Here is a 19,552-nt window from a genome sequence, read left to right on the forward strand (position 1 = left end):
GTCAGCAAGTGGGACGCTTAAACTGTAATGGCAATTAGAAGGGAGTCAAACCCGGACTCATGTGAAGGTGCCATCCGGCAACGGCGCAAGCGGCCGGCACATGACTCGGGACTTACGCATTTATATTGGTGATTTTTAATTTTACTCCGCTATACTGCACCAATGTGCCTGCGGCAGCCGGCACGCACATGAGCGCCAAGGGGTCCCAGATGAGCAACAGTATCAGCGATTACGGCATCATCGGTAACCTGCAGTCGGTAGCGCTGGTGGGACGCGACGGGGCCATCGACTGGCTCTGCCTGCCGCACATGGACTCCCCGAGCGTCTTCGCGGCACTGCTGGACCGGGACCGGGGCGGCACCTTCTCCGTCACCCCGGAAGGAGAATGGGATTCCAACCTCTCCTACCTCGACGACAGCAACGTACTCACCGGCCGCTTCCGCACCAGGAGCGGCAGCTATACCCTCACCGACTTCCTCACCCTCCCCGAGCCAAAGGACAAGGACGGCCTGCGTGACTTCGTGCTGCTGCGCCTGATCAAGGTCGACCGCGGGTCGGTCAGGATCCGGGTCCGTTTCTCCCCCCGGTTCGACTACGGCCGCGTCACCCCGGAACTGACGCTTCACCCCGGGCGCGGCGTGGTGGCCCGCGGTGGCGACCACGTCGTCGCCCTCTCCTGCACCGGCGCGCTCTCCGCCAACGGGGGAGACGCCGAGGGAGTCTGGGATCTGCGCCAGGGGGAGCGCGCGGTGCTCCGGCTGCACTTCGGGGCCAGTGAGCCCGATCTGCTCACCGAAGGGAGAGCCGAGCAGCTCCTGGTGGAAACGCTTGCCTTCTGGCGCGGCTGGCTGCACGGCAGCGGCACCGGCTTTTTCAACGAACTCGGCCCGCACCGGGTCCCGGTGATCCGCTCCCTGTTGGTGCTGAAGCTCCTCTGCTTCCAGCCGCAGGGGACCATGGCCGCGGCGGCCACCACCTCGCTCCCCGAGGAGATCGGGGGGGTGCGCAACTGGGACTACCGCTACTCCTGGGTGCGCGACACCGCCATGGCGCTCACCGCGCTCTTCGAGGTGGGGCACTTCGACGAGGTGCAGAATTACCTCCGCTGGCTGGAAGAGGTGATCCTGAAGAGCGGGAGAAACGAGTTGCAGGTGATGTACCGCATGGATGGCTCCGGCGAGCTTTCCGAATTCGAACTGCCACACCTGCAGGGGTACCGCGGCTCGGTCCCGGTGCGCATCGGCAACCAGGCGGCGCAGCAGAAGCAGTTCAGCATCTACGGCCACGTCCTCATCGCCGCCCACCTCACGCTGAGCCGCAACCGCACATGCACCCCCGAGATGTGGCGGGGGCTGCGCCTTATGTGCGACTTCGCGCGGGACCACTGGCGCGAGGCGGACTGGAGCATCTGGGAGATACGCGGCGAGCCGCGGCACTACGTCCACTCCAAGGCGATGTGCTGGGTGACCCTGGACCGCGGCCTGCGCATCGCACGGCACCTGGAGCTGCCGCCGGGAGAGGGGTGGGAGGCGGCGCGCGCCGAGATCGGCGAGGAGGTGCACGCGCACGGCTGGAGCGATGCGCGCCAGGCCTTCACCATGTGGTACGACAGCGACGTCCTGGACGGCAGCGCGCTCCTCATGTCCATAAGCGACTTCATCTCCTTCGACGATCCCCGCATGCTCGCCACGGTGGAGGCGCTGCGCATGGACCTCGGCGACGACGGCTTCCTCTACCGCTACCGCGCCGACGACCGCCTCCCGGGACGCGACGGCACCTTCCTCGCCTGCACCCTCTGGCTGATCACTAACCTCGCCAAGCAGGGGGAGATCGATGAGGCGGACCTCCTGTTGGGACGCGTGGACCAGGTGGGGGGCCACCTCCACCTCCTGGCGGAGGAGTACGATCCGCTCTGGCAGGAGCAACTGGGCAACTTCCCCCAGGCCTTCAGCCACGAGGCCTACATCGTCGCCGCCACTGCGCTCGCCAACGCCAAGGCGGACGCCCTGCGCCGGCCGGAGCCGCCGGAGCGCGTCCTTCCCGAGGCGCCCCGTGGGCCGACCGCCGCCACCCCGGAGCAACTGGCGGCACTGCTTGACGAAGTGGCCCGGGATTACGCCCAGGACGGGTATCCGGACTACCGGAGTCTCGCCGCCGGGGGGATGCAGGAGAAAATCGCGCAGGCCCTCGCCTCCCTGGCCTCCTTCGACCTGGACCGCCTCGAGGAGAAGGAGAACCCGGTAAGGACCAGCTTCTGGTGCAACATGCACAGCCTGGTGGTGATCCACGCCGTGCTCGCGCTCAAGCCCCGGGTGTCCGTTAAGGAGATCCCCAAGTTCTACCGCAAGGCGGGGTGCCGCATCGGCCGCGAGGAATACAGCGCGGAGGCGATCCTGCACGGCATCCTGCGCGGCAACCGCCCGGCGCCGGGGTGGCTCCTCCCCCCCCTCCCTCCCGGCGACCCGCGCCTGCGCCGCTCCATCCGTCCCAGCGATCCCCGGGTGCTCTTCGCGGTCCACACCGGCACCGCCTCTTCCCCTCCCATCACCGTCCTTACCCCGGCCACCCTGGACAACGACCTCTCGGCGGCCCTGCGGCGCTACCTCGAGCGGCAGGCGCGGCTGGATCTAGCCGGCAGGAAACTGGTGCTTCCCCGCATCTTCAAGTGGTTCGACGATCCCGGCAGGACGGCGCACGACGTGGCGGTGTTCGTGGCCGGCTACACCGATGCCGACACCGCGCGCGAGATCCGGGAGCACCCGGAATCGTTCCAACTCGAGTACGCGCAGTACGATTGGAGGCTCGAGGCGCCCCTTAGGCGCTGAGGGCGGCGGAGCAGGTGCGGCGGCTGGTGAAAATAGCTGCGCCGCGGGAGGAATCGGCATGAAAAAGGCCATCGTGGAACGGGTGGAGGTCAACTGCTACCGCATCCCCACCGAGGAGCGCGAATCCGACGGCACCTACCTCTGGGAAGACACCGTGCTGGTGGCGACCCATATCTACTGCGGCGGGGAGAAGGGGTTCGGCTACAGTTACGCCGCCCCTGCGGCCGCGACGCTGATCAAGGACAAGCTGGGCGACCTGCTGTGCGGGCGTAACGCGCTCGACATCACCGGTACCTGGCTCCTCCTGACCGGCGCCCTGCGCAACCTGGGCGACGCCGGGATCGGCATGATGGCGGTCTCGGCCCTGGACGCCGCCCTCTGGGACCTGAAGGCCCGGCTGCTCGGGGTGCCGCTGGTTTCGCTACTGGGCGAGGCGCGCGAGCGGGTCCCGGTCTACGGTAGCGGCGGCTTCACCTCCTATCCGGTCGACAAGCTGCAGCGGCAGCTCTCGGGGTGGGTGGGACAGGGGATCAGCCGGGTCAAGATGAAGGTGGGGCGTGATGCCCAGGCGGACCCGGAGCGGGTCCGGGCGGCCCGGCAGGCGATCGGGGCCGAAGCGGAACTCATGGTGGACGCCAACGGCGGCTATGCCCGCAAGCAGGCGCTCGCACTGGCGACGCAGTTCGCGGCACAGGGGGTGACCTGGTTCGAGGAGCCGGTGCCGCACCAGGACCGGGAGGGGCTGCACTTGGTACGCGACCTGGCGCCGGAGGGGATGGAGATCTCTTCGGGGGAATACGGCTTCAATCTCGGCTACTTCCTCGACCTCCTGCGCGGAGGCTGCGTCGACGTGCTCCAGGCCGACGCCACCCGCTGCGGGGTGACCGGGTTCATGGAGGCCGCGGCCCTGTGTGGCGCCTGGGGGCTCCCCATGTCCTCCCACTGCGCGCCGGCGCTGCACCTGCACCTTTGCTGCGGCGCGACCCCGATTCGCCACCTGGAATACTTCCACGACCACGTCCGCATCGAGCGGATGCTGTTCGAGGGGGTCATCGAACCGTGGCACGGCACCCTGGCGCCGGACCTGGAACGCCCCGGGCACGGCCTCGCGCTCCGGATGAACGAGGCGGCGAGATTCAAAATCTGACCGAGGAGGAGCGATGAGGGAACCAGAAAGTAAAGACACCGACACGCTGAACGCCAACGCCCTGGAGGCCGAGCTGCGCGCGGTCGTTGATGGAGAGGTCCGTTTCGACAGCACGAGCCGCGCGCTCTACGCCACCGACGCCTCCAACTACCGCCAGATACCGGTCGGCGTGGTGCTGCCCAAGAGTACCGACGCGGTGATAAAGACCCTGGAGGTTTGCCACAGGCACGGCGCCCCGGTGGTCTCGCGCGGTGGCGGCACCGCCCTGTGCGGCCAGACCTGCAACGTCGCCGTGGTCATCGACCACTCCAAGTACCTGCGCGGCATCCTGGAGATCGACCCGCAAAAAAGGATCGCGCGGGTGCAACCGGGGGTGGTCTTGGACCAACTGCGCGACGAGACCGAGAAGGTGCATCTCACCTACGGCCCCGACCCCGCCACCCACGACCACAACACCTTCGGCGGTATGATCGGCAACAACTCCTGCGGCATCCACTCGGTCATGGCCGGGCGTACCGCCGACAACGTGCTGGAGTTGGACGTGGTCACCTACGACGGCGTGCGCATGACGGTCGGCCCCACCAGCGAGGAGGAACTGGAGCGGATCATCGCCGCGGGCGGGAGGCGCGGCGAGATCTACGCCGGGCTGCGCGACATCCGCGACCGCTACGCCAGGGACATCCGGCGCCGCTATCCCAAGATCCCGCGTCGCGTCTCCGGCTTTAACCTGGATGACCTCCTCCCCGAGAACGGGTTCAACGTGGCGCGGGCCCTGGTGGGGACCGAGGGAACCTGTGTCACCGTGCTTGAGGCGACCGTGCGACTGGTGCACAGCCCGCCGGCGCGGACGCTTTTGGTGCTCGGCTACCCCGACGTCTACAGCGCCGCCGACGACATCGGCGCCCTGTTGGAGTTCGGCCCGGTAGGCCTCGAGGGGCTGGACGAGCTCCTCATCAAGTTCATGAAGAAGAAGAAACTGCACCCCGAGGACATCGAGCTTCTCCCCCCGGGCAAAGGGTGGCTCCTGGCCGAGTTCGGCGGCGATACCAAGGAGGAGTCCGATCGCAAGGCGCGCCTGGCCATGAAGAAGATCGGCAAGCGGGACGACGCCCCCAGCATGAAGCTCTTTTCCGACGCGAAGGAGGAGAAGATGGTCTGGGATGTGCGGGAATCGGGGCTTGGCGCCACCGCCAACGTCCCCGGGGTGCCCCTGGGGTGGCCGGGATGGGAGGACGCCGCCGTCCCGCCGGAAAAGGTGGGTCCCTACCTGCGCGATTTCCACGACCTTTTGAAGGAGCACGGCCTGATCGCCTCGCTCTACGGTCACTTCGGCGACGGCTGCATCCACTGCCGCATCTCCTTCGACCTCTTTACCCACCAAGGTGTGCAGAATTACCTCAGTTTTCTGGACCAGGCCACCGATCTCGTGGTGCGCTACGGCGGCTCCTTCTCCGCCGAGCACGGCGACGGGCAGTCCAAGGCGATCTATCTCGAAAAGATGTACGGCCCCGAACTCATGGAGGCGTTCCGGCGCTTCAAGGAACTGTGGGACCCGCAGTGGAAGATGAACCCCGGCAAGGTCGTGGAGCCCTTCCGTCCCGACCAGAACCTGCGGCTGGGGCCGGCGTACAACCCCTGGCAGCCCGAGACCCGGTTCCGCTTCCCCCACGACGACGGCAGTTTCCCGCGCGCGATCCTGCGCTGCGTCGGGGTCGGCAAGTGCCGCCGCACCCACGACGCCTTCATGTGCCCGAGCTACCTGGCCACCCTGGAGGAGAAGCACACCACCCGCGGCCGCGCCCATCTGCTCTTCGAGATGTTCCGGGGCGACTTCGTCTCCGACGGCTGGCACAGCAAGGAGGTTCTGGAATCCCTGGAATACTGCCTTTCCTGCAAAGGGTGCAAGACCGACTGCCCGGTCAACGTGGACATGGCCACCTACAAGGCCGAGTTTCTGCACCATCACTACCGGCGCCGGCTCCGTCCGCTCCCCGCCTACTCCATGGGGCTCTTCGGCATCTGGGGTTCCCTGGGCGCCAAGGTACCGGCCCTCGCCAACTTCATGGGGCAGACCCCGGTGCTCTCCGGCATCACCAAGGCGCTGGGCGGCATCGCGCCCGAACGGAGCATGCCCCGCTTCGCCGACGAGACCTTCACCTCCTGGTACAAAAGCGGCAAACACGGCGGCCGCAGCGAAGGTCGGCGCGTCGTCCTCTATCCCGACATCTTCAACGACTGCTTCTTCCCCGAGACCTTGAAGGCAGCCTTCGAGCTCCTCACCCGTTACGGCTACCAGGTGATCATCCCGAAAAAGCGTCCCCCCGTGGTGCGTCCCCCCATCGACTACGGCATGCTCAGCTACGCGAGGAAGAAGATCCTCAAGGCGGTGGAGCTATTGAGCCCCTACGTGCGCCAGGGCATCCCGGTGTTGATCCTGGAGCCGAGCACCGCCGCCGTCTTCCGGGACGAGTTGTCCGAGCTCTACCCGCAGCACGAGGACGGCAAGCGGGTTACCAGCCTCACCGTGACCCTGTCCGAGTTCATGAAGAGGGAAAGCCTCACCCCGCCCAAGCTTTCCGGAACCATCGTGTACCAGGCCCACTGCCACCAGAAGGCGCTATTGAACCCGGAGGCCGCTCACGAGCTGCTGAAGCAGATGGGGCTCACCGTGCTCGAGCCGCAGCAGGGATGCTGCGGCATGGCCGGCTCGTTCGGCTTCGAGAAAGGGAAGTACGAGATCTCCATGCGCATCGCCGAGATGGGGTTTCTCCCCGCAGTGAGGCAGGCCCGTCAGGGCGACTACATCGTCGCCGACGGTTTCAGTTGCCGCACCCAGATCCTGCAGGCGACCCAGCGCAAGCCCCTGCACCTGGCCGAGTTGCTCCTTTTGGCACTGAACCGCAGCCGGTGAACCAGGAGTCACAGGAGACACTCCTGCGTCCTCACGACATTTTCCTCTTGTTTGTAATACAAAAAGGTGTAAAGTCTTAAATCGAACAAACGTTCGATTTAAGACAGGGGCCGATGCCTCACTCTCAGTCAGTTGCAGCATGAAACGGTGAAGCACCGCCTGCAATGTCACAACCAACGAGAGGAGTCAGACATGTTATCGAGAGCAAACACGACGGTACGGATGTTCGGCCTGCTGCACACCTTCAGGAAAGACCATGGTCTTTCTTCCCAGGCCGAGGTAGCGGTCCCCGAGGAGGGATGTCCCGCGGCGGCCATCGCCGGGGAGCTTGGTCTTCCCATGGAGAAGATCGAGGCGGTTTTCGTGAACCACAAGGCGTATGCCTTGGACCACGAAGTTCATCCCGGTGACCAGGTTGCCTTCGTCCCCACCGGCATTCCCGGCCCCGGCCGCATGATGCTTGGCATCCGTCACGCCCACAAGTAGACGTACCCCAATGTGAACCGGCCGCCGAACACAGCGGCGGCCGGCGCTCTTCCCCTCCCCCCACAGCAGGTAGCTTTGCCTTTTCTCTCTCCCGTTTTGCTTCTCTCAGATTTGCTCAGATGTTCTCGAGCCTTGCGCTGACGCGCTATGGCCCGCGGTCCTGTGAGTGGTTTGCTGTTTGGCCGCAGGCCCTGCCTATGGTTTTGCCTGTTTGATCACAGCCGATCAATGTGTTACCGTAGCTGCCCATGAAAGCCTTTCTGCTCCCCCATCTCATCTGTCCCTCCTGCCTCCCCAAAGAGCACCGGCTGGAGCTGTCGGTCCGGCGGCAAACTGGGGATGACATCATCGACGGCAGCCTCCGCTGCATGGGGTGCGCACGGCGCTTTGCCATCGAGGACGGCGTCGCCATGCTCCTGCCAGGCGCCGAGAACGATGGGTACTGGCGCTACGAGGACAGCGAGACCCTGAACCGCTACCTCTGGAGCCACTATGCCGACCTGCACGGTGACGCCGGCAACGCCGCCGCGGTCGCGGCCTGGGCGGGGGCACTGGCCCACGCTGACACGCCATCTCTGGACGCCGGATGTTCGGTGGGAAGAATCGTCCTGGAACTGTCGGCGACAGGCGCCACCGCCGTCGGCTGCGACCTGTCGCTCAGTTTCGTGAAGGCCGCCCGCCGCCTGGCACGCGAACGCAGGCTCAAGTACTCGCTCCCCCTGGAGGGAAACCTGCGCGAGACCTTCGAGATCGTTCTGCCCGACCATCTCCCCTCCGAAGGCGCGGAATTCGTGGTCGCCGACGCCCTGCGGCTCCCTTTCGCCAAGGGTAGCTTCGGCAGGGTATCATCCTTGAACGTGCTGGACCGCGTCGGCTATCCGCTCGCCCACCTCTACGAGATGAACCGCGTCAGCCGCGCCGCGGACGCCCGATTGCTGTTGGCCTCCCCTTTCTCCTGGACCAGCAGCGACATCCCCGAGGAAAGGTGGCTGGGCGGCACCGCCACCGGTCCCTATGCCGGCAGGGGCATCGACAATGTGCGCGCCCTATTGGAGGGAAAGGGCAAGATCCTGGCGCCCCCCTGGCGCATCGCCGACGCCCGCGCCGTGCAATGGCACATGCGTTCCCACCGCAACCATTGCGAGACCTTCACCAGCCAGACCCTCCTCGCCCTCCGTTGACCCCTTCAGACGCGGGTAAGTTGCTGAGAATTAGGTTTCCGCCCTTCACTTTTCTTTGATTTGCTCTCTCAGCTTTGCCTCTCTCAGATTTTCTCAGATTTCCTCGGGCCTCCGCGCTGAAGCGCTAAGGTCCGCAAGCCCTGTGAACGGTTTTGCCTGCGCCTTTAGCTTTTCTCAGATTTCCTCAGATTTTCTCCGTGGCCAATGGTTTTCGGTTTGTTAGACTTGAACCTCGTGTTTTCAAATGGGCAGACAAGGGGTTGCAGATGTCCCAAGGAAGCGATATGGATGCCGTCGTAGTGGGTTCCGGTCCGAACGGCCTGGCCGCCGCCCTGACCCTGGCGAGGGCCGGCCTCTCGGTCACCGTCGTGGAGGCCGCCGCCACCATCGGAGGCGGCACCCGAAGCGAAGAGCTCACCCTCCCCGGTTTCCTGCACGATGTCTGCTCCGCCATCCACCCCTTAGGCGTCGCCTCCCCTTTCTTCAAATCACTCCCCCTGTCCGAGCACGGCCTGGCATGGCTCTACCCGGAAGTGCAACTAGCCCACCCGCTTCCGGACGGTGAGGCCGCCCTGCTGCTGCAGGACCTCGAGCAGACCGCCTCGCTGCTGGGACAGGACGGCGCCTCCTACCGCCGGCTGTTCGCGCCGCTGGTCGAGCGCTGGGACGACCTCGCTCCGGACCTGCTGGCGCCGCTGCACTTCCCCCGGCACCCCGTCGCCACCGCGCTCTTCGGCGTCAAGGCGCTCTTCCCCGCGCACCTGCTCTCCCGGCTCGTATTCAAGAATGCACCCGGCCGCGCCCTCTTCTGCGGCATGTCCGCCCATGCCTTTCTCCCCCTCGAGCATCCGCTTACCTCCGCCTTCGGCATGATCCTCGGGACGCTCGGGCACGCGGTGGGCTGGCCGGTGGCGGAGGGAGGATCGCGCAGCCTCGCCGCCGCCCTCGCTTCCTGCCTTCGTTCCATGGGAGGCGAGATAGTGACCGGCTGCGCAGTCAAAAGCCTCGCCGACCTCCCCGCCGCCCGTATCGTCCTGCTTGACATAACCGAGCGCCAGTTCGAGGCCATCGCCGGACCACGGCTTCCGGCCGGGTACCTGCGCAGGTTGCAGCGCTATCGTTACGGCCCGGGCGTCTTCAAGATCGACTGGGCCTTGGACGGACCGATTCCATGGACCATGGCCAATTGCCGCCGCGCCGCCACCGTCCATGTCGGCGGGACCGCCGAAGAGATCACCGCCGGCGAGGCCGAGATCTGGCGCGGCGTGCACCCCGAGCGGCCGTTCGTGCTGGTGGCGCAGCCCACCCTGGTGGATCCCTCGCGGGCGCCGCAGGGAAAGCACGTCGCCTGGGCCTACTGCCACGTCCCCAACGGCTCCACCCTCGACATGACCGACAGGATCGAGGCCCAGATCGAGCGTCTCGCACCGGGATTTCGCGATCTCATCCTCGGGCGCCACACCCGCAACTGCCTGCAGTACGAAAAATACAATGCCAACATCATCGGAGGAGACATCAACGGCGGCGTACAGGACCTGCGCCAGTTCCTGGCGCGCCCCAAACTGCTGGCACCGTACCGGACCCCGCTTCCCGGCGTTTACCTCTGCTCCTCCGGAACGCCCCCCGGCGGAGGCGTGCACGGCATGTGCGGCTACCACGCCGCCACCCTCGCCCTCCGTGATCTGGAGTAAATCCAAAGCGGTTACGCAAAGAACGCCAGGTATGCGCAAAGGGCACGAAGAAAAGCAAAAACTGGTTCATGGCGGGATGTTGCATCTCTGAGGACTTTTCTCTGCGTGCTTCGCAAATACTCCGGGTACTTTGCGTAACGGCTTCGGGTTCGTTCCTAGCGGAGGCATTATGAGTGACGACGGTTACGGGATCATCCGCCTCATGCTGCAACGGGGACTGGGCGTCATCTACCTGATGGGAAAGCACAGAGGCCGGGTTCCCTCGGGGGACCCGGCCTCTCTTATTAGCTCCCCAACGTCCGAGGTTTAATGCCTTAATCGTTGCCCTAATTTTATTGGAAAAATATAATCGCAGTATCGGTGCACGACTGACAGCAGCAAAGGAGGTCACAAATGAGGACCAAGCTTCTCGCCGCCGCAGTTCTGGTGCTGTTGCTTCTGCCGGCAGCCGCGCACGCCCATCTCTACGATTACGAATACGTCGGGCTCCCCTTCGACTATTTCAGCGGACCCACCTATACTCCGGACAACCACATCACCATCTCTTTGTTGACCGACCATCCTTTGAGCTACGGGGAAAGAGGCTTTGCCGATAACCAGAGTTCGGAAATGATCTCATTCATCATGTCTGACGGCTATCAAACCATGAACATGGCCGACGGCTATTTCGCTGAGCTGCAGATCTTTGACGGTCTCAAAGCTGACGGCACCCCCTACGGCTGGTGGATCTGGCTCTCCGATACTCCCAACGGCACCGGGGACACCGTCTATTCGGAGAACTCCCCGGACGGCTCCTATGACGACGGCTTCAACAGCCAGGGTTCCGGCGGGAATTTCAACAAGGGAACATGGACCGTGTCCGTGAAGTGCGGCCCGAGCCCTGTTCCCGAACCCTCGACGGCACTGCTGCTGGCCACCGGTTTTGTCGGCATGTGCGGGGCGACGTTGTGGCGCAGGAAAAACGCGCACAGATAAGCTAACCGTGCCGCAGTTGGCATCATTTCCGACCAGTCTCCGCGAGGATGCTGGTTTTTTTGTGTTTTCTGGTACACTCGCGTGGTGGCGCCGCTGCGGCCCACGCTCTGCACATTCAATGGGAGGGGAAAAGATGAGACGATCGATCTTGGGCAGCATGGCAACCTCGGCTCTGGCCGCCATCGGGAGTATCGGATCGCGATTGCCGCGGGTGGGGGAAAAAGCACCGGAGTTCCAGGCGGAATCAACCAACGGGACGGTGAGCCTCGCCGACTACGCCGGCAAGGAATACGTGCTGCTCGCCTTTTACTACGCCGATTTCACCCCGGTCTGAACCAGCGAGATGCAGGCTTTTCAAAAAGAGCAGCCCCTTTTTGAGAAGCAGGACGCCCAGGTCCTGGGCGTGAGCAGCGACACGGTAGCGACGCACGGCGAATTCGCCAAGGAGCACGGCCTTTCTTTCCCGCTTGTAGCCGACGAAGACGGCAAGGTACAGAAGCTTTACGGGGCGGGTCGCGCCACCTTCGTCATCGACAAGGCAGGCATCATCCGTCACATCCAGCGCGGCTTCCCCGATACCGGCAAGCTCCTGGCACAGATTGTCAAACTGCAGGAAGAGACTGTCACGCAAATGTAAAACTCTCTTCAACACTCCGTAACCTTCCTCTGGTACGTTCGCCGCAAACGAAACCAAAGGAGAAGCTGTCATGTGGAGAGAAAACAGTGTTGATCTGAAGTTGAACCGCTTTTACGAGATGTCGGCCCGCGCGGTGCTGTGCTTACTGATCATTGCCATTTTGCTTGCCATCGTCGCCGGCGTGGGTTGCACGGTCTACGACCTGCGCCTGGTTTTCCAGCAGGACTTCCACGGCGCCTCCAAGCAGATCATGGTGGACCTTCTGACCGTGCTTGCCATCATCGAGGTTCTGCGCACCGCATTGGCTTATTCCACCGAGGGGCGGGTGAAGGTGACCTACATCATCGATACCGTGATCGTCACGGTGCTGACAGAAGTGATGGCGTTTTGGTACAAGGACATCGAGTGGCAGGAAGTCGCCATGACCATCGCTTTGGTGCTTTCATTGGCCTTGATCCGCATCGTGGCGGTGAGGTTTTCGCCGGCCGCCGCACGGAGGGAACTGTAACCGATGGCAGACAACGCGGCAGCGAATCGTAGCGCAGAGCCGGTAACCGTCACCTGTTATGCCGGTTACAAGGCCGACGAGCGTCCCACCAGCTTCACGTGGCGGGAGCGGACCTACCACGTGATCGACATCGTCGATCGTTGGTACGACCAGGACGGCAACTACTTCAAGGTTTTGGTAGAGGAAGGAGGTCAGCACCTGCTCCGTCACGATCTGGACCAAGACCGCTGGGAGCTGGTGCCGCCCCGCGAGGAATGATAGTGTCGGACTTACCGTCCGGATTGATGGCCGACCCGTCGGCCGAAGCCTTGGCGAAGGCCGAAGGTCGCGACGTGTCGGCCGAAGCCTTGGCGAAGGCCGAAGGCCGAAGGCTGACGTGTCAGCCGAAGCTTTAGCGGAGGCTGATCAATTTCAACGTCAGCTCCCTCAGCCGCCGGCGGGCCTCGACATCATAGGCCTGCTCCGCCGCCCGTTTCGGGCTCCCCTGGTCGAAATAGAGCCCCGTTGTACCCTGCAACTCGTCGTCCACCGCCAGCCGTTCCAGGTAGCGTGCCCCTTCCTCCACAGTGGTCCTCGCGGTTCCGAACCACTCCCGCACCATCTTGGTGTCCATGAGTGATGCCGGATGCATGGCGTTCACGGTGATGCCGCTTCCTGCCAGTTCGTGCGCCAGGTCGAAGCTGAACATGATCAGCGCCAGTTTGCTTTGGGCGTAGGCGCGCATGCCGTCGTAATCCTTCTCCAGCATCACGTCAGCGAAGTCCAGCTCCTGCTGGGCAACCGAGGCCACGTTCACGATGCGCGCGCCCCCCACCTCTTCGGCCCGAAGACGCAATAGCGGCAGCAGCCGGTAACTGAGCAGAAACGGCGCCAGGTAGTTGACCGCTAAGCGGAGCTCGAAGCCGTCCTGGCTCGCCTCGCGCAGCTTGGGATCCGGCCCCGCACCGACGCCAGCGTTGTTGATCAGCACGTCCAGTCCGCGCCAGTCTGCGGCGACAGCGTCGGCCAACGCCTCCACCGCCGCCAGCGAAGAAAGGTCGGCATTGTAATAATGCAGCCGGTCGCTGCCGGTACTCTCCCTGATGGCGGCGGTCACCCGCCTGCCTTTCTCAGGATCTCTGCCGTGCAATAACAGCGTCGCCCCAAGGGCGGCAAAATCGGTGGCGACCTTTTCACCCAGGCCGTCGGTCGCACCGGTAATCAAAATTACAAATCCTTCCAGGTCTTTCATGGCGGACCTCCTCGCTGAGGCCTACTCTTCTTAGTTCATGTTGTTGGCGCCGGCGGCCCAGACCGCCAGCCATTGCTGTTGCGGCGTCAAGCTGGTGCCGTGCTGAACCAGTACTCCGTCCTCCCGCTGATAGCTGCAAAACCACCCCGGCTTGTCCGCGCCGGGAAAGGTCGGGTAATCCCCCGGGTGCTCCCTGGCGTCGTAGGGCGCCGAATAGGTGCCGTCGTCTTTGGGCGGGCGGCAGCGCTCGTCCCCCGTGTACCAATTGCTCTCCGCACCGGCGATTTGCGCTCCCATGATCAGGGTGACGGCCATCATTTGCAAAATGCTTTTCATGATTCACAACCTTTCCCGTCGCTTCCGGCACCCGGAGAACCTCCCCCGGTGCCGGAAGCCATCGGGGCGTTACGATTTGATTTCGTTAGGTAGCTGTTGTGCAAAGGCTGCTTTGGCGCCTTCCCTGATCTCTTCCGGGGTCAGATCCCTGGTGTGGGTCGCCAGCATCCAGTTGTAGCCGAATGGGTCCTGCAGCGAACCGGCCCGGTCTCCCCAGAACATGTCCTGAACCTCCATCTTCTCGATGGCTCCCGCTTCCAGCGCGCGCCTGAAGGCCGCATCGACGTTCTCCACGTAAAGATAGAAGCTGATCGGCGACACCCCTAAGGTTTCCGCGCTCTTGCAGTTTTCACCGGGGAACTCGTCCCCCATCATGATGATGGAATCGCCCACCATGAGCTCGGCGTGCATGACTCCCCCGTCCGGTCCCGGCATTGTGTATCTCTCTACGGCACCGAAGGCGTTGCGGTAAAACTCTATCGCCTTGCGGCAATCCTTGAACATGAACATGGGTGTGACACTGTGGAATCCTTCCGCAATAGGCTTAGTCATGATAAACCTCCTATCTGTCGGGCATTTCCGCGCCCCCGACTTACTCTTCAGGATAGGATTCGGTCCACACTATGTCAATAGTCGCGCCAGGAGGGGGGGGGCGCCCCTCCTGGCGCACATTGATTTTGGCGGCAACTCCTGTAAAGTTAAGCTTCAACTTCTGTAAAGTTAATCTTCATCCCGGCGACCAGGCCGGAAGAACCACACGTGAGGGAGCCGGGGTACACGGATGCCGACTGAGAGCGCCCAACCAATCGAAGGTGCCGCTTCGCCCCCGCGCGGCTTTTCCCCATGGGGAAAAGCCGTCAACCTGCTTCCCTACCTGGTGCTGACCCTGTCGTTGTTCATGACCCTTTTCTTCTGGCGTCAATACGACCGCAGCCTCACTTCCCGCTTCCAGACCGCCTTCCATGACAAAAGCGTCGAGATCGTAGACCGGTTCCTGAACCGGATGATCGACGACGAGCAGGCCCTGCGCGGAGCCGCGGGCCTGTTCAACGCCAGCGAAAGCGTCACCCGCGACGAATGGCACCGCTTTACGATGTCGCTTGCCCTGGAGCAGAACTATCCCGGCCTGCAGGGGCTGGGCTTTTCCGAGGTGGTGTACCCGAAGGACAGGGAAAGCCACATCCGGCGCATGCGCTCGGAAGGGTTCCCCGCCTACCGGATCTGGCCCGAGGGAGAGCGCCCCATCTACTCCGCCATCGTCTACCTGGAACCGTTCGACTGGCGCAACCAGCGGGCCTTCGGCTACGACATGTTCTCCGAGTCCAACCGTCACAACGCCATGGCCAAGGCACGCGACACCGGGGATGCCGCCCTCACCACCCCCGTGTTCCTGGTACAGGAAACGGAACAGGACCGCCAAAAAGGTTTGCTGATGTACCTCCCGGTCTATGACCGGATGCTGCCCAACGCAACCACGGGGCAGCGCAGGGATGCGCTCAAAGGGTGGGCCTACAGCCCGATCCGCATCAGGGACTTGATGTCGGCGACGTTCCCCAAGCCGCCGCAAGGCATCGGCTTTCGGATCTACACCGAAAACAAGGTCAGCGACGCCACTCTGCTGTTCGACAGTATCGCGGACTGGAAGGTTCGCGTTCCCCAGAACTACCACCCCGGTTTCCAGAGCAGCCGCACCGTGCAAAGGTTCGGCCGCGAATGGCTGTTCACCTTCCAGTCACTCCCGGACTTCGCGCTGGAGCAGGGTAAAAGCCAGTCACGCAGCTACCTCGTAGGCGGGCTCGTCGTCAGCGCCCTGCTCACCGTGATCGCCTTCATGCTCCGCCATGCCCACACCAGTGCCATCAGGGCGGCCCAGGCGCTGAGGGAAAGCCAGGAGCGCTACCGCAAAATCTCCGAGGACAGTCCCGCCTACATCTGCACCTATCTTCCCGACGGCTCGCTCACCTACGTCAATCCCGCGCTGGCCAAAGGCGCCCACATGAACCAGGCGGAGATGACTGGCAGAAATTTCCTGGAGTTCCTGCTCCCCGAATACCGCTCTCCGGTGCGGGACTTCCTCGGCGATCTGAGCCCGGAGCACCGGACCGAAACGCGGGAACTGGCCTTCTTCGGCCCGGGCGGCAGCGTGCTCTGGCATCAATGGACCAACAGGGGGATCTTCGACGAACAGGGCAGGCTTGCCGAGGTGCAGGCCGTCGGCCAGGACATCACCGAGCGTAAGAAGGCCGAGGAGGAACGGGTCCGCTACGAACAGCAGTTGCTGCAGGCCCAGAAGATGGAGAGCCTCGGTGTCCTCGCCGGCGGCATCGCCCACGATTTCAACAACATCCTCATGGCCATCATCGGCAACGTGGACCTGTCGCTGATGAAACTCCCGGAGGATTCCCCCATCACGCCCAACCTGAGGAACATAGAGACCGCCGCCAACCGGGCCGCGTACCTCGCCAAGCAGATGTTGGCCTACTCGGGAAAAGGGAGATTCGTGGTCGAGAAAGCGGACCTGAACCGGCTCATCGAAGACCTGCGCCACGTGCTGGAAACCTCCGCCGCCAACGCGAACGTGAAGCTGGACCTGGCCAGCCCCCTTCCCATGGTGGAGGCAGATCTCAACCAGATGCGCCAGGTACTGATGAACCTGGTGCAAAACGCCGGCGAAAGCATAGGGGAACAGAAAGGCGAGATCACCATCCGCACCGGTTCCACGACTCTGGACCAGGACAGCCTGAAGGACCTCATCCTGGGCGAGTACATGACGTCTGGGCGCTTCGTCTTTGTGGAGGTGGTAGACACCGGCTGCGGCATGGATGAAGAGGTAGAGCAGAAGATCTTCGATCCCTTCTTCACCACCAAGTTCACCGGCCGCGGTCTCGGCCTGGCGGCGGTGCACGGCATCGTCCGGGGGCACCGCGGGGGGATCCGGATCTACAGCGAGCCGGGGCGGGGCACCACGTTCAAGGTGCTGCTGCCGGCAAGTGAAGCCGCCACCGAAACGGTCGAGGCGGAACCGGTACAGGACAACTGGCGGGGAGAAGGAAAGATACTACTGGTCGACGACGAGGATACGGTGCGCAGCATCGCGACGAGGATGCTCGTGGAATTGGGCTTCACCCCGTTAACGGCCGCAGGCGGAGAAGAAGCCCTCTCCCTCTACCGTGACAACCCCGATGTAAAGGCGGTCATCCTCGACCTCACCATGCCCGGGATGGATGGAGAAGAATGTCTCCGGCGCCTGCAGCTCATTAACCCGCAGGTGCAGGTGATCATGTCCAGCGGATTCAGCCAGCAGGACGTGGTGCAAAAATTCGGCGACAGCGAACTGGCCGGCTTCATCCAGAAGCCCTACACCCTGAAGGTGCTCAGGGAAGTGATGCGGAAAGCCTCTTAGCCAACCCAATCCCAAACACCTTAAAAAGCAGACCATAACGCCCACGAAGCGCCGCACATGCCCCGGAGTCCCCCCCTTTGCGAAGGGTGTATAGGGGGGATTTGCCTTAGCTTCTTCAGCTACGAAACCGTCACCAGCAGCGGATTATCGAACCCGGCCTCGGCGATGACCCGCTCGGCGTCGCCACGTCCCCGCAGGGCAGCCCCGGCCAGATCATGAGCCCGGCATAGATGGACCAGGACTCCGAGGTTGCCGTAGAGGGAGAAGCCAAGCATAGTCCGCATCTGTTGCGCCCCCGCCTCCTCCAACTCCTTGCCGCTTTCCTGAAGCACCGCCACGTAGTGGCTCGGGAACGAGACCACCTTCCGATCCAGCCCGGCGAGAAAAGCCTCCCGCTCCTCCGTGCCGATTTTGGTCAAATCCGCTCCGCACCAGGCGCTTTCGCGGGTCGAGATGAGCGAGCGGCAGGTGAGCGGGCGCACCGGATAAACGCTGCAGGCACCTTCCCCGTTCAACAGGGGGCAGGACCCCATCTCATCCCGGTGCAGGCGCAGGTACCGGGTCAGTCCGTCAATTCCCCGTGCGAGTTCGCGCAGCTTAACCGCGTATGCTGCAACCGCACTCCCCTTTTCCTCGTCCAACTGTCCTGCCACCGCCAGCGCCTCGGCAAAGCCGGTGTGCACCGCGAGGCTGCAGCAGTTGCGGCATCCCTTGCCGCAGAAGACGGTGCCGCCGCCGGAGCGGTAGTCGTCGACCCAGGAGCGGACGAACATTTCCAGGAACATCTGCTGTTGCTTCGCCTGGTCGAGCAACTGCCGCAAGGCGTCGTCATTGGCTGTCATGGTACCTATCCTTCGTCGCCGTCGTTGCCGGACGGAATCTATGTTGCTGACCGCAGTCGCTCGCCTACTGTCACTGCAGCGCACCTGAGCACATAGCATATTGAGGGGGATAGGGCAAGAAGAGCTGGCTTCTCAGTGAGAAGAGCTAGGGGCAGACTGGGATGAGGAGCTGGAAGGGTGGATCTGTGGGGGCTGTGGGGTGTGGGCTGGTTGCTTCGTGGATTTGCTTTACTGCCACGCCAGTACCACTCAGCAAACCGGCGCCGGAGTCCGGCGCCCTTTCTGCCATCAAGCGACTCCGATCACGCGATGCCCCTGCCCAACGCTTCTGCCTGCCGCAGTCCATCGCTCTTCAGGATATCATCCTTGCCATGCAGACCCGGCACGATCAGCGTGCCACTGTCCTGCCATCCCAGGAACTCCGCGATGAGCTGGTAGGACTTAACGATACCGTCGAACTTCCTCTCTTCCTTGTCGCCGCCGCTCACCAAAAGCAGGCACTCCTTGATCTTCAGCGGCCGGTTCCCGATGAAGAAGGAGTAAATCTTATCGATGGCCGGCTTCAACTGGGCAGAAAATGAGAACCAGTAAAGCGGGGTCGCCAGGACCAGGACATCGGCCTGCTCCAGAAGCGGCGCCAGTTCAGCAAAGTCGTCCGGGATGGAACAGGCCGTACCCTTGCTGAAGCAGGTCTTGCAGTCGATGCACCCCTTGATGTTTTTATCCGCCGTCCGGAACCGCACCACTGTGTGTCCCGCCTGCTCCGCGCCTGCCGTGAAGGCGTCGGCCAGCTGATCCGTATTCCCCCCTCTCCTGGGGCTCCCAGCCAGTACCAGGATATTCTTCGCCATAAAAAACTCCCTCCTGTGAAAATGTCATCGCTTCTGCATTAGTTGACCGGTCAGTCAAAGTCAAGGGCAATGTTCCCAGGCGACCTGAGAACTACTCCCCCCCTTGCGGAACACCGCCCCCTTGCTAACATTTGCCGAGGCCAATACTGCACATAGTCTCGCCATAGGAGGACACCATGAAAAAAGCCGCCTTATTGCTGTCGCTGTTGCTGCTGATCACCACCGCTGCGGCCCGTGCCGAGGAGTGCGACTGCCCGCCTGTCGAGTACGACGAACTGTTGAACATGCCAGTAAGCGAACTCCAGGCAAAAATAGATCGCTACGCGAGATCCAAGGAAATTTATTCCCATGGCAGCTCGTCATACTGTTATTACACCTGCGCCACCGAACTGGAGCACCTGGGAGAAGTCAAGGTGCAAAAGGAGATGGATCAGATGAAGGACCGCGCCGCCAGGCGCGCCAAGCAACAGGACAGCGTCCTGCAAACCCGGCCGTTAACCCGCTGAACCGTCCCGGCGCCGCTGCCCT

At 63.3% G+C, this 19,552-nt stretch carries 18 protein-coding genes; 13 read left to right on the forward strand and 5 right to left on the reverse strand.

Annotation, left to right across the window (positions count from 1 at the left end; all coding sequences use genetic code 11):
* Positions 1–209 precede the first annotated feature (209 nt).
* The 11 genes from JFN90_RS07055 to JFN90_RS07105 all read left to right on the forward strand — a co-directional run bounded on the left by JFN90_RS07055 (position 210) and on the right by JFN90_RS07105 (position 12,619).
* Complete coding sequence (locus tag JFN90_RS07055; RefSeq protein ID WP_199394409.1) at positions 210–2,825, forward strand: glycoside hydrolase family 15 protein; 2,616 nt, start codon at positions 210–212, stop codon at positions 2,823–2,825.
* Between the two features lie 58 nt (positions 2,826–2,883).
* A complete protein-coding gene (locus tag JFN90_RS07060; protein ID WP_199394410.1) occupies positions 2,884–3,972 on the forward strand; it encodes an enolase C-terminal domain-like protein in 1,089 nt (362 codons plus the stop codon).
* Between the two features lie 13 nt (positions 3,973–3,985).
* Positions 3,986–6,883, forward strand: coding sequence for an FAD-binding and (Fe-S)-binding domain-containing protein (locus tag JFN90_RS07065; RefSeq protein WP_199394411.1), 2,898 nt, complete (start codon positions 3,986–3,988; stop codon positions 6,881–6,883).
* Positions 6,884–7,075: 192 nt separating this feature from the next.
* Positions 7,076–7,369 carry a MoaD/ThiS family protein gene (locus JFN90_RS07070; RefSeq protein WP_199394412.1) on the forward strand — a complete coding sequence of 98 codons (294 nt, stop codon included), beginning with the start codon at positions 7,076–7,078 and terminating at the stop codon, positions 7,367–7,369.
* Positions 7,370–7,617: 248 nt separating this feature from the next.
* Positions 7,618–8,550, forward strand: coding sequence for a methyltransferase domain-containing protein (locus JFN90_RS07075; protein ID WP_199394413.1), 933 nt, complete (start codon positions 7,618–7,620; stop codon positions 8,548–8,550).
* 284 nt (positions 8,551–8,834) lie between these two features.
* Entirely contained in the window at positions 8,835–10,241 is a 1,407-nt protein-coding gene (locus JFN90_RS07080) for a phytoene desaturase family protein (RefSeq protein WP_236018905.1), read from the forward strand.
* A 169-nt stretch (positions 10,242–10,410) separates the two neighbouring features.
* Positions 10,411–10,551, forward strand: a complete 141-nt coding sequence (locus JFN90_RS07085) for a hypothetical protein (RefSeq protein WP_199394415.1) — start codon at positions 10,411–10,413, stop codon at positions 10,549–10,551.
* An 83-nt stretch (positions 10,552–10,634) separates the two neighbouring features.
* Positions 10,635–11,216, forward strand: coding sequence for a PEP-CTERM sorting domain-containing protein (locus JFN90_RS07090; protein ID WP_199394416.1), 582 nt, complete (start codon positions 10,635–10,637; stop codon positions 11,214–11,216).
* Positions 11,217–11,349: 133 nt separating this feature from the next.
* A complete protein-coding gene (locus JFN90_RS07095; protein ID WP_199394417.1) occupies positions 11,350–11,853 on the forward strand; it encodes a peroxiredoxin family protein in 504 nt (167 codons plus the stop codon).
* Positions 11,854–11,923: 70 nt separating this feature from the next.
* Positions 11,924–12,361 carry a phosphate-starvation-inducible PsiE family protein gene (locus JFN90_RS07100; RefSeq protein ID WP_199394418.1) on the forward strand — a complete coding sequence of 146 codons (438 nt, stop codon included), beginning with the start codon at positions 11,924–11,926 and terminating at the stop codon, positions 12,359–12,361.
* 3 nt (positions 12,362–12,364) lie between these two features.
* Positions 12,365–12,619: a DUF6504 family protein gene (locus JFN90_RS07105; RefSeq protein ID WP_199394419.1), complete on the forward strand. Its 255-nt coding sequence runs from the start codon at positions 12,365–12,367 to the stop codon at positions 12,617–12,619.
* A gap of 133 nt (positions 12,620–12,752) precedes the next feature.
* Here the strand turns inward: JFN90_RS07105 and JFN90_RS07110 are convergent, their stop codons facing one another.
* The 3 genes from JFN90_RS07110 to JFN90_RS07120 all read right to left on the reverse strand — a co-directional run bounded on the left by JFN90_RS07110 (position 12,753) and on the right by JFN90_RS07120 (position 14,480).
* Positions 12,753–13,592, reverse strand: coding sequence for an SDR family NAD(P)-dependent oxidoreductase (locus JFN90_RS07110; RefSeq protein ID WP_199394420.1), 840 nt, complete (start codon positions 13,590–13,592; stop codon positions 12,753–12,755).
* Positions 13,593–13,622: 30 nt separating this feature from the next.
* A complete protein-coding gene (locus JFN90_RS07115) occupies positions 13,623–13,928 on the reverse strand; it encodes a hypothetical protein (protein WP_199394421.1) in 306 nt (101 codons plus the stop codon).
* Positions 13,929–13,997: 69 nt separating this feature from the next.
* Complete coding sequence (locus JFN90_RS07120; protein ID WP_199394422.1) at positions 13,998–14,480, reverse strand: VOC family protein; 483 nt, start codon at positions 14,478–14,480, stop codon at positions 13,998–14,000.
* Between the two features lie 229 nt (positions 14,481–14,709).
* On the opposite strand from JFN90_RS07120, the gene JFN90_RS07125 reads away from it, so the two are divergent.
* Positions 14,710–17,331, forward strand: a complete 2,622-nt coding sequence (locus tag JFN90_RS07125; RefSeq protein WP_199394423.1) for a CHASE domain-containing protein — start codon at positions 14,710–14,712, stop codon at positions 17,329–17,331.
* 119 nt (positions 17,332–17,450) lie between these two features.
* Here the strand turns inward: JFN90_RS07125 and JFN90_RS07130 are convergent, their stop codons facing one another.
* Together JFN90_RS07130 and JFN90_RS07135 are read right to left on the reverse strand one after the other, a co-directional pair.
* On the reverse strand, positions 17,451–18,173 hold the full coding sequence (locus JFN90_RS07130; protein ID WP_199394424.1) for a YkgJ family cysteine cluster protein: 723 nt from the start codon (positions 18,171–18,173) through the stop codon (positions 17,451–17,453).
* Positions 18,174–18,475: 302 nt separating this feature from the next.
* A complete protein-coding gene (locus tag JFN90_RS07135; protein ID WP_199394425.1) occupies positions 18,476–19,024 on the reverse strand; it encodes a flavodoxin family protein in 549 nt (182 codons plus the stop codon).
* Positions 19,025–19,200: 176 nt separating this feature from the next.
* On the opposite strand from JFN90_RS07135, the gene JFN90_RS07140 reads away from it, so the two are divergent.
* Positions 19,201–19,530: a hypothetical protein gene (locus JFN90_RS07140; RefSeq protein WP_199394426.1), complete on the forward strand. Its 330-nt coding sequence runs from the start codon at positions 19,201–19,203 to the stop codon at positions 19,528–19,530.
* Positions 19,531–19,552 lie beyond the last annotated feature (22 nt).

The sequence above is a fragment of the Geomonas propionica genome (assembly GCF_016458235.1).
Lineage (GTDB): Bacteria > Desulfobacterota > Desulfuromonadia > Geobacterales > Geobacteraceae > Geomonas > Geomonas propionica.